The 16,167-nt window shown below is 64.6% G+C and carries 12 protein-coding genes; all 12 read left to right on the top strand.

Going from position 1 to position 16,167, the window contains the following annotated elements; translation table 11 throughout:
• The first annotated feature begins 1 nt into the window (after position 1).
• The 12 genes from AB4Y34_RS34785 to AB4Y34_RS34730 all read left to right on the top strand — a co-directional run bounded on the left by AB4Y34_RS34785 (position 2) and on the right by AB4Y34_RS34730 (position 15,567).
• The gene (locus AB4Y34_RS34785; RefSeq protein ID WP_368718609.1) at positions 2-1,198 is read left to right on the top strand and encodes a tetratricopeptide repeat protein; all 1,197 of its coding nucleotides are present in this window, start codon (positions 2-4) and stop codon (positions 1,196-1,198) included.
• 91 nt (positions 1,199-1,289) lie between these two features.
• Entirely contained in the window at positions 1,290-3,179 is a 1,890-nt protein-coding gene (locus AB4Y34_RS34780; protein WP_368718608.1) for an extracellular solute-binding protein, read from the top strand.
• A gap of 8 nt (positions 3,180-3,187) precedes the next feature.
• The gene (locus tag AB4Y34_RS34775; protein ID WP_368718607.1) at positions 3,188-4,243 is read left to right on the top strand and encodes a microcin C ABC transporter permease YejB; all 1,056 of its coding nucleotides are present in this window, start codon (positions 3,188-3,190) and stop codon (positions 4,241-4,243) included.
• Positions 4,197-5,306 (top strand): ABC transporter permease, encoded by a 1,110-nt coding sequence (locus AB4Y34_RS34770; RefSeq protein WP_368718606.1) that lies wholly within the window; start codon positions 4,197-4,199, stop codon positions 5,304-5,306. The genes AB4Y34_RS34775 and AB4Y34_RS34770 overlap by 47 nt, the downstream gene beginning before the upstream one ends.
• Positions 5,303-6,946 carry an ABC transporter ATP-binding protein gene (locus tag AB4Y34_RS34765; RefSeq protein WP_368718605.1) on the top strand — a complete coding sequence of 548 codons (1,644 nt, stop codon included), beginning with the start codon at positions 5,303-5,305 and terminating at the stop codon, positions 6,944-6,946. Before AB4Y34_RS34770 ends, AB4Y34_RS34765 begins: the two co-directional genes overlap by 4 nt.
• The gene (locus AB4Y34_RS34760; protein WP_368718604.1) at positions 6,943-8,379 is read left to right on the top strand and encodes a TldD/PmbA family protein; all 1,437 of its coding nucleotides are present in this window, start codon (positions 6,943-6,945) and stop codon (positions 8,377-8,379) included. The genes AB4Y34_RS34765 and AB4Y34_RS34760 overlap by 4 nt, the downstream gene beginning before the upstream one ends.
• A complete protein-coding gene (locus AB4Y34_RS34755) occupies positions 8,379-9,740 on the top strand; it encodes a TldD/PmbA family protein (protein WP_368718603.1) in 1,362 nt (453 codons plus the stop codon). The genes AB4Y34_RS34760 and AB4Y34_RS34755 overlap by 1 nt, the downstream gene beginning before the upstream one ends.
• 36 nt (positions 9,741-9,776) lie before the next feature.
• Positions 9,777-9,908, top strand: a complete 132-nt coding sequence (locus tag AB4Y34_RS34750; RefSeq protein ID WP_368612900.1) for a hypothetical protein — start codon at positions 9,777-9,779, stop codon at positions 9,906-9,908.
• 6 nt (positions 9,909-9,914) lie between these two features.
• Entirely contained in the window at positions 9,915-10,493 is a 579-nt protein-coding gene (locus AB4Y34_RS34745; RefSeq protein WP_176383969.1) for a GNAT family N-acetyltransferase, read from the top strand.
• Positions 10,494-10,508: 15 nt separating this feature from the next.
• Positions 10,509-13,694 carry a multidrug efflux RND transporter permease subunit gene (locus AB4Y34_RS34740; protein WP_368718602.1) on the top strand — a complete coding sequence of 1,062 codons (3,186 nt, stop codon included), beginning with the start codon at positions 10,509-10,511 and terminating at the stop codon, positions 13,692-13,694.
• Between the two features lie 244 nt (positions 13,695-13,938).
• Complete coding sequence (locus AB4Y34_RS34735) at positions 13,939-15,045, top strand: alpha/beta hydrolase (protein WP_368718601.1); 1,107 nt, start codon at positions 13,939-13,941, stop codon at positions 15,043-15,045.
• A 264-nt stretch (positions 15,046-15,309) separates the two neighbouring features.
• Positions 15,310-15,567: a DUF1016 N-terminal domain-containing protein gene (locus AB4Y34_RS34730; RefSeq protein ID WP_368718600.1), complete on the top strand. Its 258-nt coding sequence runs from the start codon at positions 15,310-15,312 to the stop codon at positions 15,565-15,567.
• The last annotated feature ends 600 nt before the right edge of the window (positions 15,568-16,167 follow it).

Genomic DNA, 16,167 nt, shown 5'->3' with positions numbered 1-16,167 from the left:
GATGAGAATAGTGAATCGACGGCTCAAACAGGCGTTGTCGGCGGCCGTCGTCGGCGTGGTCTTCGCCGCGGCAGCGCTGCCGGCCGCGGCCGACACACTGCGTCCCGATGTCGGCAAGCCACTCAGCGCGGCCCAGGAGCTCTATCGGGCGCACAAGTACAAGGACGCGCTGGCCAGGATCGCGCAAGCCGCGGCCGTGCCGAACAAGACGCCGTACGAGATCTACATGGTCGAGGAAATGCGCGGCGCGGCGCTGATGGCGGACGGCGACGAGGCGTTGGCTGCCCAGGCGTATCAGACGCTGCTCGGCACCGGGCAGTTGAAGGGCGACGACGAGCAGCGTGTGAGCGAGACGCTGGCAGGCATCTACTTCCGGCAGCACGACTATGCGCGAGCGATCGCGACCGCGCAGCGTTACGAGAAAGCGGGAGGCCGGGATCCCCAGATGAAGGAGTTGCTCGTGCAGTCGTACTACCTGTCGAACGACTGCGCGAGCGTGATCGGTGCACTGAAGCCGGCGATCGACGCGCAAGTGCGCGCCAACCACGCACCGGATGAGTCGCAATTGCAGCTATTGAGTACATGCGCGCAACGCAGCAAGGACGACGCGACCTATCGCACCGCACTTGAAGCGCTGGTCGCCTACCACCCGAGGCAGGCGTACTGGGACAACCTGTTCTCGGCGATTCGCGCGAAGCCAGGCTTCTCGCCGAAGCTCGACGTCGACGTGTACCGCTTGCGGCGTGCCAACGGTGCGTTCGGGTCGGTGGACGACTACATGGAGATGACGCAGCTTTCCCTCGTCGCGGGTACGCCGGCCGAGGCGAAACAGATCATCGATCAGGGCTTCGCCTCGGGCGTGCTCGGCAAAGATGCGCAGGCGGAGCGCGAAAAGCGCCTGCAGGCGCTCGCGGCGAAGCGCGCGCAGGCGGGCAGCAATGGGGAGAATCCCGTCGCGCCAATCGACGAGGGGTTCAACCTCGTGTTCGCTGGTCACGCGAAGGACGGGCTCGCGATGATGGAGTCGGCGATCGCGAAGGGCGGCCTCGACCATCCCGATCAGGCACAACTGCATCTAGGCATTGCCTACTACGTGGCGGGACAGAAGCCGCGTGCGATTCAGGCGTTCCGGGTGGTCAAGGGCACGGACGGCTCCGCCGACCTTGGCCGGCTGTGGACGCTGATGGCGTCGAAGTAGGACCATCGGCCGGGCTCGCGCCCGGCCTTGCGCTCCGATCCGATCAATGTCACGCCGGCTTCCGTCCGGCGTGCGCACACGCACAGTGACAATGAAACTTCTGACGTTCCCCTCGTTGCGCCGGCTCGCGCCGCTTGCGCCGATAGTCACGCCCCTGATCGCCGCGATGCTCGCGACGACCGGCGCGACCATCGCGTTGCCGGCCGACGCCAAACCGGCGATTGCGCAATTCGGCGAACCGAAATACCCGGCGGATTTCACGCATTTCGATTACGCGAATCCCGACGCGCCGACAACCGGCGAATTGACTTTTCAGAACTACAACGATAACCAGAGCTACGATTCGACGAATCCGTTCATCGTGCGCGGAATGCCCGCGCCGGATATCCGTAACCTGATGTTCGATACGCTGATGCAACGCAGCTGGGACGAACCGGCTTCCGAATATCCGCTGGTCGCGGACGATGTACTGATCGCGCCCGACCGACGCGCGGCGACGTTCCACATCAATCCGGCGGCGCGTTTCTCGAACGGCGATCCGATCACTGCACAGGACGTCAAGTACTCGTTCGACACGCTGAAAAGCGCGCAGGCGTCCCCGTTGATTTCGTCGCAGTTCGTGCAGATCAAGCGCGCGACGGTGATCGACCGTCTGACGGTGCGCTTCGACTTCGTCGACGACTCGAGAGCCAATCCGTTGATCGCCGGTGATCTGCCGGTGTTTTCGCCGAAGTGGGGCATGCAACAGGATGGCAAGCGCCTGCCGTTCGACCAACTTTCCGTCGATCCGCCGATAGCGAGCGGCGCCTATCTGATCGAGTCACGCAAGAACGACAAGCAGATCACCTATCGCCGCAACCCGAACTATTGGGCCGCGAACCTGCCCGCGCGGCGTGGGATGTTCCGCTTCGAGCGCGTGACGTTCAAGCTCTATGTGGACCAGTACACGATGCTCGAATCGTTCAAGGCCGGCAACGAGGATGTGCGCGTCGAATACAGTGCGACTCAGTGGGCGCGCAAATATGTCGGCAAGAACTTCAAGTCGGGGTTCCTGCACAAGGGCGAATTCGAAGAGGGCCCCGCGCAAATGCAGGGCTTCATCATCAACACGCGCAAGCCTCAATTCCAGGACCGGCGCGTTCGACATGCGCTCGCGCTCGCATTCGACTACGAGTGGATGAACCGGATGATGTTCTACGGGCAGTATCGCCGGCTGAACAGCTTCTGGGAGGACAGCCCGTTCGGTGCGACCGGCATGCCCAGCGAGAAGGAGGCTAAGCTGCTCGAGCCGTTCCGCGCATCGTTGCCTGCTGAGGTGTTCGGTCCGATGGTCAAGCTGCCGAACACGCTGCCGCCCGGCTCGCTACGGCAGAACCTGCGGCAGGCGCGCGATCTGCTCGCCGAGGCGGGCTGGCACTACCGCGACGGCGCATTGCGCGATCCGAGCGGCAAGCCGATGACGATCGAGATCATCGATAACCAGCCGGGCATGGACCGCCTCATCATCCCCTATACGCAGGCGCTGCAGACGCTGGGCATCCACGCTTACTTCCGCGAACTCGACAGTGCGCTTTATCAGAAGCGACTCGACAACTTCGACTACGACATGACGACGTACATCTATCCGCCCGTCACGATCCCGGGGCCGGAGCTGATACGCCGTTTCACGAGCCCTGCTGCATCAGAGGTTGGTTCGGAAAACTACATGGGCATTCGCTCCAAGGCCGTGGATACGCTCGTGCACGCAGCCATCTCTGCCGACACGCTCGATGACCTCGAGACCGCGACGCGCGCGCTCGATCGCATACTGATCAACGAGTACTACCTCGTGCCGCACTACTATCCGCCGAACGCGCGGATCGGCTACAAGTCGACCATCGGGTTCCCGGAGGTGACACCGATCACCTATCAGTACGAGGACTGGATCATTAACTACTGGTATCGCAAACCGCTGGCGCAGACAACCGCCGCAGTGCATTGAGGAGCGTCATGTTCGCCTACATTCTCAAACGTCTGCTGTTGATGGTGCCGACAATCATCGGTGTTCTCACGCTGACTTTCGTCGTGACCCAGTTCGTGCCGGGCGGGCCGGTGGAGCAGATGGTGACCCAGCTTCGTCACGGCCAGTCGCACCAGGGTGCGGACGGCGGTGGCGGCGGCAGCGGCTATCACGGCAACCAGGGCCTCGACCCGCAGCAGATCGAGCAGATCAAGAAGCAATTCGGTTTCGACAAGCCGGCGCACACGCGTTACCTGCTGATGTTGAAGAGTTACGCGACGTTCGATCTCGGCCAGTCGTACTTCCAGCACAAGAGCGTGTGGGAGGTCATCCGCAGCAAGTTGCCAGTCTCCATTTCGCTCGGGCTCTGGACCGTGATGCTGACATACGCCGTGTCAGTGCCGCTCGGCATCGCCAAAGCCGTGCGCAACGGCTCGCGCTTCGATGCGGTGACGAGCGTACTCGTCCTCGTCGGCTACGCGATTCCCGGATTCGTGCTCGGCGTGCTGTTGCTGATGCTGTTCGGCGGCGGCACGTTCTGGCAGCTCTTTCCGATGCGCGGACTCACATCCGACGACTTCGCCGATCTGTCCGCCGTGGGCAAGGTGCTCGATTACGTCTGGCACATGGTGCTGCCCGTGACGGCGTCCGTGGTCGGCAACTTCGCGATCGTGACGATACTGACGAAGAACACATTTCTCGAGGAGATCGGCCGGCAATACGTGCTGACGGCGCGCGCCAAAGGCGCGCCCGAGCGCGACGTGTTGTGGAAGCACGTGCTGCGCAACGCCGCCATTCCGCTGTTGACGGGCCTGCCCGCTGCGTTCGTCGGCGCGTTCCTGAACGGCAACCTGCTGATCGAGACGCTGTTCTCGCTCGACGGCATGGGGCAGCTGTCTTACGACTCGGTGATTCGCCGTGACTACCCCGTGGTGCTCGGCTCGCTGTTTCTCTTCACCCTGATCGGCCTTCTAACCAAACTCATTGCTGATGTCTGCTATGTCATCGTCGACCCCCGCATCCAATTCGACAGCGTGGACCGCTGAGGCGCCCGCGGCGCCGGCCGCGCCAGTCTCGCCGTGGCGACGCACGTGGCTGCGCTTCAAAAGCCAGAAGCTCGGCTACTGGAGCCTGATCGTGTTCGTCGCGCTGTTCGTCGTCAGCCTTACCGGCGAACTGCTAGCCAACGACAAGCCGCTCATCGTGCGCTACGACGGACACTACTACTTCCCGATCCTGAAGGAGTATCCGGAGACGCAGTTCGGCGGTGATTTCCCCGCGAAGACGAACTATCTCGATCCGTATATCCGCTCCCGCCTGGAGTCGAACGGGAATCTCGCGGTCTATGCGCCGAACCACAACTACTACGACACGATCGACTATTTCGCCGAGCGGCCGTTTCCGGCCCCGCCGAGCGCGGCGAACTGGCTCGGCACCGATCAGTTCGGGCGCGACGTGCTCGCGCGGTTGCTCTACGGCTTTCGGGTGTCGGTGCTGATGGCGATCGCGCTGACCTTGTCAGGCGTGTTCTTCGGCGTGTTGACGGGCGCGTTGCAGGGCTTCTACGGTGGACGGACCGACCTCATCGGCCAGCGCCTGATCGAAATCTGGTCTTCGATGCCGGACCTCTATCTGCTCATCATCTTCGCTTCGATCTTCGAGCCGACGCTTTGGCTGCTGTTCATCCTGCTGTCGATGTTCGGCTGGCTGCTGTTGTCCGACTACGTGCGCGCGGAATTCCTGCGCAACCGCGCGCTCGACTATGTGAAGGCCGCGCGCACGATGGGACTCTCGAACTGGCAGATCATCTGGCGTCACATATTGCCGAACAGCCTGACACCGGTCATCACGTTCCTGCCGTTTCGCATGAGCGCTGCGATCCTTTCATTGACGAGCCTGGACTTTCTCGGGCTCGGCGTTCCGCCACCCACGCCGAGCCTCGGCGAGTTGTTGCAGGAGGGCAAGAACAATCTCGACGCCTGGTGGATCTCGGTATCGGTGTTCACGGCGCTCGTCGCCACGCTGCTGCTCCTGACGTTCATGGGCGACGCGCTACGCAACGCGCTCGATACCCGCAACCGCGGCTCGGCGTTCGGAGGTGGCAAATGAGCGAAAACTGCAAACCGCTGCTCAGCATCGAAGATTTCTGCGTCTCGTTCGGCGACCGACAATGCGTGTTCGACGTCAACCTCGCGATCGGCCGTGGCGAGCGTGTCGCGCTCGTCGGCGAATCGGGCTCGGGCAAGAGCGTGACCGCGCTGTCGGCGCTGCGCCTCGTGCGCGATGCCACGCACACGGGCCGCATCGTCTTCGATGGAGAAGACCTGCTGACGAAGAGCGAACAGCAGATGCGCGGCGTACGCGGCGCCGATATCGCGATGGTGTTCCAGGAGCCGATGACGGCGCTCAATCCGCTTTATACGGTGGGCCAGCAGATCGCGGAGAGCCTGCGGCTGCACGAGGGGCTGCGCCCGAACGCGGCGCGCGAGCGCGGCATCGAGTTGCTGCGCCGTACGGGCATTCCCGAGCCCGAACGCCGCATCGACAGCTACCCGCACCAGCTCTCGGGGGGCCAGCGCCAGCGCGCGATGATCGCGATGGCGCTCGCGTGCCGTCCGCGCCTGCTGCTGGCCGACGAGCCGACCACGGCGCTCGACGTGACCGTCCGCCAACAAATCGTCGACCTGCTGATCGGCTTGCAGGAGCAGGAGGCGCAAGAGCGCGGCATGGCCGTGCTGTTGATCACGCATGACCTGAATCTGGTGCGGCGGTTCGCGCAGCGCGTCGCCGTCATGGAGAAGGGCGTGCTCGTCGAAACGAATACGACCGAGGCGCTGTTCGCGAATCCGCAGCATCCCTATACGAAGCGATTGCTCGACAGTGAACCGCGCCGCGCAATCGAGACCGTGCCTGACGACGCGCAGGACGTGCTGTCGATCGAGGGGCTCGCGGTCGACTATCGAACGAACGCGAAAGGCTGGCGGTCGTTGCTCGGCAGGACGGCGTTCCGTGCGCTGCACGAAGTCGACCTCACGCTGCGCCGCGGCGAGACGCTCGGCATCGTGGGGGAATCTGGCTCCGGCAAGTCGACGCTCGCATCGACCGTGCTCGGCTTGCAACGGCCAGCAACTGGCGACGTCAAGGTGGCCGGCAAGTCGCTGCGCGAATACCGCTCGTCGAGCAAGGCCTGGCGTGCACTGTGCGCGCGCATGCAGGTGGTGTTCCAGGATCCGTTTGGCTCGCTTTCGCCGCGCATGACGATCGAGCAGATCGTCGGCGAGGGATTGCGGGTTCATCGTCCGCGGCTCGATGCGGCGGAACGCCGGGCGCGTATCGTCGAGCTGCTCCAGGAGGTCGGTTTGCCCGCCGACGTGCTGCCGCGTTATCCGCACGAATTCTCGGGCGGTCAGAGACAACGGATCGCGATTGCCCGCGCGCTTGCCGTAGAGCCCGAACTGATCGTGCTCGACGAGCCGACGAGTGCGCTCGACGTATCGGTGCAGCAGCAAGTGCTCGGCCTGTTGACGCGTTTGCAGAAAAGGTATGGGCTCAGCTACCTTTTCATCACGCATGATCTCGCCGTGATCCGCGCGATGGCGCATCGCGTGGTCGTCATGAAAGCTGGCCGGATCGTGGAGACCGGCGACACGCTCGACGTGTTCGACGCACCTTCGCATCCCTATACCCAGTCGTTGCTCGCGGCGTCGATTTTGCAGAACGCCGCAGCGCTCAAGGAGAACATTGCATGATCGAAGAACTCTGGACATCGGCCGCGCGCGCATTGCGCAGCGATGCCGATTTCTGGTCGGTGCGTTTCGTGGACGAACGCAAGGACGAGCACGTCGTGCGCAACGACGTGGCCCTGCCGCTTTCCACCGCACGCGAGCGCGGCGCGATGGTGACGGCGTGGGCCGGTGCGGGCGCGGGCTATGCGGCGACCGCGGATCTTTCGGCAAGCGGCCTGCAACGCGCGCTCGGCATCGCCACCGCACGTGCGCAGGCGAGCGCGGCACACACGCTTATCGACCATCGTGAGATTGCGCGGCCGACGCAAAGCGGCAGCTATGTGTCACCGAATGCACAGGGCGCTCTGCCGTCGCGGCGCGAATGGCTTGAACGGCTCGCGCACGAATGCGCGGCTGCAAACCTGGGCGAGCGCATCGTCGAGCGCGTGGCGGGCATGCAAGTGACGCACAGCGATCAGCTTTACGTGACGAGCGATGGCGTGCGCATCGATCAACAGTTGCGCTTTCTCATGCCGAGCCTTTCGGCAGTCGCGCACGGCGATGGCGACACCCAGGAGCGAACGCTCGCGGGCCACTATGGGACGCTCGCGCAGGGCGGCATGGAAATCCTCGCGCGCTGCGGCTTTGACGGCGCGGGTGCGCGCGTGGCCGACGAGGCGCTGCAACTGCTGGCCGCGCCGAACTGTCCCAGCGGCCGCCGCGACCTGCTGCTGATGCCCGACCAGATGATGCTGCAAATTCACGAATCGATTGGCCACCCACTCGAACTCGACCGCATTCTCGGCGACGAGCGCAATTTCGCGGGCTGGAGCTTCGTGAAGCCGGAGATGTTCGGTCACTACCAGTACGGCTCGGAATTGCTGAACGTGACCTTCGATCCGGATGTGCGCGAAGAGGCTGCCGCCTATGCGTTCGACGACGACGGCAGCGCAGCCAGCCGCCAATATCTGATTCGTGCCGGCGTGCTGGAACGGCCGCTCGGCGGCGCGCTGTCACAGCAGCGGGCGGGACTGCCTGGCGTGGCGAACTCGCGCGCATCCAACTGGAACCGGCCGCCCATCGACCGCATGGCGAACCTCAACATTGAACCCGGTGAATCGTCGCTCGACGTGCTGATCGCGGGCATCGAGCATGGCATCCTTATGAAAACCAACACGTCCTGGTCCATCGACGATCATCGCAACAAGTTCCAGTTCGGCTGCGAATTCGGCCAGCTGATAGAGAACGGCAAGCTCGCGCAGGTCGTCAAGCGTCCGAACTATCGCGGCGTTTCTTCGAGCTTCTGGCGCAGCCTCGCCGCGGTTGGCGATGCATCCACGCGCGAAATCTACGGCACGCCGATGTGCGGCAAGGGCGAACCCGCGCAGGTGATCCGCGTGGGACATGCATCGCCCGCATGTGTGTTTTCGAACGTCGAAGTATTCGGAGGCGCGTGATGACCGAGATGCTTTTCCCGCGCGGCGTCGAGGCGATCGACTGGCACGCGCGCTTCATGATGCTCGCCGGCGCGATTGAGCGCCTGCGCCGACCCGGGGAGACCGTGCTCAGTTCGTTTGCGGGCGAGCAGTCGGATTTCATCCGCTTCAACGCGGGCAAGGTGCGGCAAAGCGGTCGGGTGGAGCAGGGGCGATTGACACTGCGGCTCGTGAACGGTGCGCGTCAGGCGTATTTTACGCTCGACCTGAGCGGCGACACTCACGCTGACGTGCGTGATGTGGACAAAGCGCTCGCGGCGCTGCGCGAAAGCCTGCTGGACGCGCCCGACGATCCGCATGTGCTGTTCGATAGCACGGCGTGGTCGCGCAGCACGCAGCGCAGCGGCAGGCTGCCGGAGCCGCAAGCGCTCGTCGAACTCGTCGCGCAGTGTGCGCAGGGTCTCGATTTCGTGGGCTTCTACGCGGGCGGCACGGTCTTGCGCGGCTTCGCCTCGACCTCGGGTAGCCGCGGCTGGTACGAAGTGGAGAATTTCAATTTCAGCTGGTCCCTCTATCAGCCCAACGGGCGCGCGATCAAGACGACCTACGCGGGCGACGCGTGGGACGACGTCATGTTCGCCGGCAAGGTGAGCGAGGCGGCGGCGCGCTTGCCCGTGTTGCTGCATACGCCGCGGGTGCTCACGCCGGGCGGCTATCGCGCCTGGCTCGCACCGGCGGCGCTTTCGGAGCTGGTGGAATCGATGGCCTCGAATGGCTTTTCGGCGCGTGCCCAGGCGAACTCGATGAGTCCACTCTACAAGCTCCACACCGGCGCGTGCGCGTTCGACACGCGCGTGGCGTTTGCGGAATCGCTTGAACTTGGCATCGCACCCGGTTTCAACGACGACGGCTATCTACGCGAGAGCGTGCCACTGATAGACGCGGGTCGCAGCGTTGGCCAGCTAACGAGCGCGCGTTCTGCGCGCGAGTGCGGGCTCGAACCGAACGGCGCACTGCCGGAGGAACTGCCCACCTCGCTTGCGATGGCCGGCGGCGACCTCGTCGAGGACGACGTGCTCGCACGCCTCGGTACCGGACTTTATGTCGGCAACCTGTGGTACGTGAACTTCTCGGACCGCATGAATTGTCGACTGACCGGCATGACGCGCTTCGCGACCTTCTGGGTGGAGGACGGCGAGATCGTTGCGCCCGTCGACGCGATGCGCTTCGACGACAGCCTCTATGGCCTCTTTGGCGAACGTCTCGAAGCGCTGGGCGCACGTACGGAACTGCTGCTCTTGGACTCTACGTGGGGACAACGCGCGGCCGGCGGCATGCAACTGCCAGGCGCGCTGGTGAAGTCGTTCGAGCTTGTGTTGTAGCGCGGCGCGCTGGCCAGGTGGTCACGCATTACGGAAGTGCAGCTGTATCGCAAGTCCGGTTTCGAGATCGAAGGGCGGCTGCGTGGCTATATGCTGCGCCAGGGCGTCCTTGTCGATGCGTATCTGATGGGGCGCCTGAGCGCGCCACTGCCTCACATTACGGAGTGACGCTCGATGAATCACCATGGTGAAGCCGTGGCGGCCCACGTCGCGTTCGCGAAGACGGTGCGTCTACGCGCTGCCGAACTCGATGATTGCGAGGCGATCGCCGCGCTCATGAACCTGCCTGGTGTGCGGCCCGGCATTCTTTCGCACGGTTATCGCACCGCCGCATCGCTGCGCGACTGGCTCGAGAATCTCGCAGCGAATTCGATGATAGTCCTCGCCGAATGTGACGGACGTGTGATCGGACAGGCTGGACTCATGGTGCAGCGGCGCGCGCACAGCGCTTCGCTTGGCATCGCGGTGCACGACGCGTATCACGGCTGCGGCGTGGGCTCGCTGCTACTCGGTGCGCTACTCGAAGCCGCCGACAATGCGCTCGGCCTGCGCCGCATCGAGCTCAGCGTATTCGCGGACAATGCCCCGGCGATCGCGCTGTACCAGAAGTTCGGCTTCGTGATGGAAGCGCGCGCCCGGGCCGACGCTGTACGCGACGGTGCGCTGCACGACGTCTTCCATATGGCGCGCATCGCCAGCGCGCCCGAATTCGGTCCGGCGCAAGTGCCCACGGATTCCACGGCAGCCCTCTGACCCAGGACCCCACACGTGCCCTTCTTCTTCATCGACAGACCGGTTTTCGCGTGGGTGATCGCGTTCGCCGTGATGGTGGCCGGTGCGCTTGCCATCACGCAGTTGCCAGTCTCGCAGTATCCGCGCCTTGCGCCGCCGCGCGTCGTCATCTCCGCGACTTACCCCGGCGCGACAGCCGAGCAGATCGACAGCGACGTCGCGAGCCTGATCGAGCAGAGCCTCGACGGCGCAACGGGACTCTCGTACTACGAGACGACGAGCGACGCGCTCGGCGAGCTCGAGATCGATGTCATGTTCACGCCCGGCACGAATCCCGACCTGGCCATGGTCGACGTGCAGAACCGCCTGAAGCAAGTCGAACCGCGTTTGCCGCAGCAGGTCGTGCAGCAGGGCATCAGTGTCTTCAACGCGGCGAATACGTTCCTCATGCTCGTCACGCTGGTGTCGACCGACGGCACACGCGATTCCACGACATTGAGCGACTATCTGAACCGTTATCTGCTGCGCGAACTGAAACGCACGCCAGGCGTCGGCTCGGCTGAACTGTGGGACGCCGACGAGGCGATGCGTATCTGGCTCGATCCGGTAAAGTTGCGCGAATACAGCCTGTCGCCCGCCGACATCAGCGCCGCGATCCGTGCGCAGAATTCGACCGTCACGGCGGGCTCGATCGGCGATGCGCCAGCCACGGCCGGGCAGGCGCTGACCGCGTCCGTCAACGTGCATGGGCAGTTGCGCACGCCGGCCGAGTTCGCTGCGGTCGTGCTGAAGGCGCAGCCCGGCGGGGGCGTGGTGCGGCTCGGCGACGTGGCCCGCGTGGAGGTCGGGCGCGACAGCTATACCTTCTGGTCACGGCTGAATGGCCACTCGGCCGCGACCGTCGGCATCCAGCTCGGGCCGCTCGGCAACGCGCTCGCCACGTCGGACGCGATCCGCGCGCGCATCGACGCATTGTCGAAGACGCTGCCCGCCGGCATCGAGGTGCGGATTCCCTACGACGGCGCGCACTTCGTCAAGATCGCCATCAAGGAGGTCGTCCTGACGCTCTGCGAGGCGATCGTCCTCGTCTTCTGCGTGATGTGGCTGTTCCTGCGCGAGCTGCGCTACGCGCTCGTGCCGACCGTCGTGATTCCCGTCACGCTGTTGGGCTCGTTCCTCGCCATGCACGCGTTCGGCCTCTCGATCAACGTCTTCACGTTATTCGGGCTCGTGCTTGCGATCGGCATTCTCGTCGATGACGCGATCGTCGTCGTGGAAAACGTCGAACGGATCATGCACGAGGAGGGACTGGCGCCGCGCGAAGCGACGCGCAAGGCGATGCGGCAGATCGGCGGCGCAATCGGCGGCGTGACGGCCGTGCTCATTGCCGTCTTCCTGCCGATGGCGTTTTTCAGCGGCGGTGTGGGCGGAATCTACCGGCAGTTCTCGATCGCGATGATCTCGGCGATTCTGGTCTCGGCGTTCATGGCGCTTTCGCTCGCACCTGCACTCTGCGCGAATCTCCTCAAGCCGCCGCGGGCCCATAACGCTTTGCGCGGCGGTGTCGCCGCGCGCTGGCTTGCGAAGTTCTCCTCGGGCTTCGATGGGGCGACGCGTCGTTACGGCGTGTGGGTGGCGCGATTGCTCGGGCGCTCGAAGCTGGTCTTCGCCGTGCATCTCGCGCTGATCAGTGCTGCGGCGGTGCTCTACGCGGCGATGCCCGGGGGCTTCTTGCCGACGGAAGACCAGGGGCAGCTTCAGGTGATGGTGCAACTGCCGTCCGGAGCTTCGCAGGAGCGGACTTTCGCGGTGCTGCGCCAGGTTGAATCGATCCTGCACAAGGAGCCCGCCGTCGAAAACGTGACCTCGGTGATCGGGTGGAGTTTCGCGGGCAGCGGGCAGAACGTCGGCATGGCCTTCGTGTCGCTGAAAGACTGGGAGCGACGCGACGTCGATGCGGTGACGTTGCGCGCAAGGCTGAACCGGGAATTCGCCGGGATCCTCGACGGCGAAGTGTTCGCGCAGTTGCCGCCATCGGTGCCCGGGCTCGGCCACGCCGACGGTTTTACGTTCCACCTCGAAGATCGCGGCGGCGTGCGCAAGGAGGTGCTCGACGCGGCGCGCGAGCGCCTGATCGAACTCGCGAAGCAAAGCCGCATGCTGGCCGACGTGCACTCGGAGACGCTGCCTGACGCGCCGCGCGTAACCGTCGAGGTCGACCGCATGAAGGCCTATGCGATGGACGTGTCGTTCGATGCCATCGCCGACGTGCTCGGCGCGACGTTTGGCACGTCGTACATCGCCGACTACCCGGCGGGGGGACGCATGCTGCGCGTGCTCGTCGGCGGCGATGCTGCGACCCGGATGACGGACACCGATCTGCTCGCGCTTACGGTGCGCAACCAGGCGGGCAAGATGGTGCCGTTCTCGGCTTTCGCGTCGCTGCGCTGGGCGCGCGGGCCGAGCGTCCTGACGCGTTATAACGGCTACTCGGCGCTCGACGTGACGGGCCGCGCCGCGAACGGTTACAGCTCCGGTGCCGCGATGGCCGAGATGGAGCGGCTCGCGGCCCAGTTGCCCGAAGGTATCGGGTTCGAGTGGGCCGACGTGTCACTCGCCGAGACGCAGGCGGCGCAACAAACGCCGCAGTTGCTGGCGTTGTCGCTGCTCGCCGTGTTCATGGCGCTCGCGGCGCTTTACGAAAGCTGGACGCTTCCGTTGTCGGTGCTGATCGTCGTGCCGCTCGGCATCATCGGCGCGGTTGCAGCGATGTTCTTGCGCGGATTGCCGAACGATATCTACTTCAAGATCGGCGTGGTGACCGTCATCGGCCTCGCGGGCAAGAATGCGATTCTGATCGTGCAGTTCGCGCGCGATCTGCATGCGAGCGGAGCGGGTCTCGCCGATGCGATCGTCGAGGCTTGCACGATGCGCTTCCGGCCGATCGTCATGACGTCGGCGGCATTTCTGGTCGGTGTCGTGCCGCTTGTGTTCTCGACGGGCGGTGGCGCTGAAAGCCGCCACTCGATTGGCACGGGTGTGTTCGGTGGCATGCTTGTCGCAACAATACTTGGGTTGATTTTTACGCCGGTCTCGTTCTATGCCTGCACGCGGGGCATGCGCAGGCGGCGTCGTGTAGAGGGCACGTCGGCGTGGAAACGGCGCACGCTGGAGGCCGCGCTCGATCGCGCCGTCACGGCGGAGGTGAAGCAGGGCGATTAGGGCAGTTATGCGAAATCGAGTGCAGTGTGCGACCAGACCCTTATGCCTTTCACCGAGTGACACAGGGTGGCATTCGTTCCGAATACCGCCGTCGGCTGAAGATCGCGTTGGGATTCCCTGGCGCGTCGCACACGAGCTTGCCGCCACGGAACAGGTCGCGACGGATTCGCGCGTCGCTTGCGTTAAAGGAATTCATACCCGGACAACGCAAAGGACCGACAGGCTCACCACTCTCTGCACACGCGTGCTGACTTCCGTCGCCGTCGGGCTGTTGTTGCAGGTAGCGGCGGGATGCGCGGAGCATGCGGCGTCGACCGAAGCCGCCGGCTCGGCTTCCGCGCCGCCGAAGATCGATCCGTTGGTACTCTCGCCGGTACCGGTCGTGCTGGACGGCCGGTTCGAAGTCGCGACGCCGGCCGGACGGGGCATCGTCCCGATTCACGTGACACGCGACTGGTCGGTGCCGCAGCCCGACGTGACGCGTGCGGTCGTAGTCATTCACGGCTGGCCGCGGCGAGACCTGGCCTCGGCGGACAATGCGGCAATCAAGGCAGGGGCGGCTGCGGAGCACACGACCGTCGTCACGCCGCAATTCCTCATTGCCGCGGACATCGAGGCCCACCACCTGCCCGGCGACATGCTGCACTGGGGTCGAGATGGCTGGAAGACGGGCTACGACGCGCACGGCCCCGCACCCATCAGTTCGTTCAGCGTGATCGATACGATCTTCACGCGGCTTGCAGATCGGCGACTCTTTCCCTCGCTCAAGCAGGTCGTGCTGGCCGGGCACTCGGCGGGCGGACAGTACGTGCAGCGTTATGCGGCCGTGGGCCGCGGCGACGCGCCGCTGCTCGCGCACGGCATCGCGATCCGATACGTGGTAGCCAATCCGTCGTCGTATCTGTATTTCGACGCAGCGCGGCCCGTCGCGACGACAGCCGCATCGTGTGCGCACTTCGACCGCTGGGAATATGGGCTTGAGGGCGAGCTGCCGCGCTATGTCGAGCAACCCGTCTCGGCATCGGCCATCAAGGCGCACTATCTGGCGCAGGACATCGTCTACCTGCTCGGGACTGCGGACAACGACCCGAACCACAAGCAACTGGACCGCTCGTGCGGCGCAGAGGCCGAAGGCCCAACGCGCCTCGCGCGCGGACTCAGCTACGTCGCCTGGTTGCGCGCGCAAAGCGGTGGTCATTCCGGTGGAGATTTCAGCCAGCGCGTCGTCGAAGTGCCCGGCGTCGGACATAGCAGCACGCGCATGTACGCATCGACGTGCGGCATGACGGCGCTGTTCGATCGCGCCGGCTGCGAAGCGATGGATGCGGCTTTGGCGGCAAAGGTGCGGTGATTGGTGTTTGGGGTGCCAGGCGGGTTTGCGACCGAACGCATGACCAAAGACTTGGGCGCTCCCGCGTGGGCTGAGGATTATCGTCACTGGTTTGCCGAGCTCAAACAGTCCGTCGAGCGCGCGCGGCAGCGCGCCTTGGCCAGCGCAAATCGCGAGTTGGTCACCTGTATTGGCAGACCGGCCGCGACATTCTCGAGCGGCTGGAGCAGCAAGTCTCGGCTTCCTTAAAGTCCCGCGCGAGCCGGTCTACAACCCGGACCGAACTTGTGCAAAAGCCCGTTACCCAAGATTCCGTGGGCGCATGTCGTCACGCTGCTTGACAAGCTCGACGACGGTGCCCAGCGGCTCTGGTACGCAGAAAAATCGCTCGAGCACGGCTGGCCGCGCAGCGTGCTGATGATGCAGATCGAGACGGTGCACACGCGCGTGCTGGCAGCGCCGTCACGGATTTCGCCGACCGGCTGCCGCCCCCAGCAGCCCGATCTCGCGCGCGACGCCCCTCAAGGATCCCTATATCTTTGAGCGCTCATCAAGGTTGACGGCCGCGACGCCGCGAGGCTTCGCCGGTCTCAGCATGTCCACCTCTGCGTCGAACCGGGCGAGCACGTCGTAGCCGTCGCCCCGACGTTCCGTCGCCAGAGCCACCCGCAGATCAAATGGGTACCAGTGACAGTGACTGAGCCTTTACCGGCAGTGCCGGCAAGCCCATCGCCGGGCACTGCGACGGGCGGCCATCATGGTGGCATTTTCGAGAGATTAAGGCACGCCCCTTGCGGCGCTTCATTCATGTGAACGGCCGATGCTGGCTTGAAATATCCTCTTTTGAGTGAGCCATGAAACATCTAAGTAAGACGTTTTTCGTTTCGGTTCTCGTGGTGGCACTGCCGGCAATAACATACGCACAAGTCGGCGGCAGCGCTGACGGGACGGCAACATCCCGTGCCGGCGCGGGGCGGATGAAAACCCCGAGTGGAAGAGGATACGATTCGCCGGACGTCACGGGTAGTGGCGTCGGTGCGGCGGGCACTAGCCCTTCGACGCGATCTTCCAAGCGCAAGGCCAATGGTCTGAATATGGGTACCCGTGACGGCGCGAACAGCGACGTCAACAGACCACGGAACG

It is taken from the genome of Paraburkholderia sp. BR10954 (assembly GCF_040965775.1).
Taxonomy (GTDB): domain Bacteria; phylum Pseudomonadota; class Gammaproteobacteria; order Burkholderiales; family Burkholderiaceae; genus Paraburkholderia; species Paraburkholderia youngii.
Note: the sequence above shows the minus strand (reverse complement) of the source record. Positions and strands in the feature narration are given on the sequence as shown.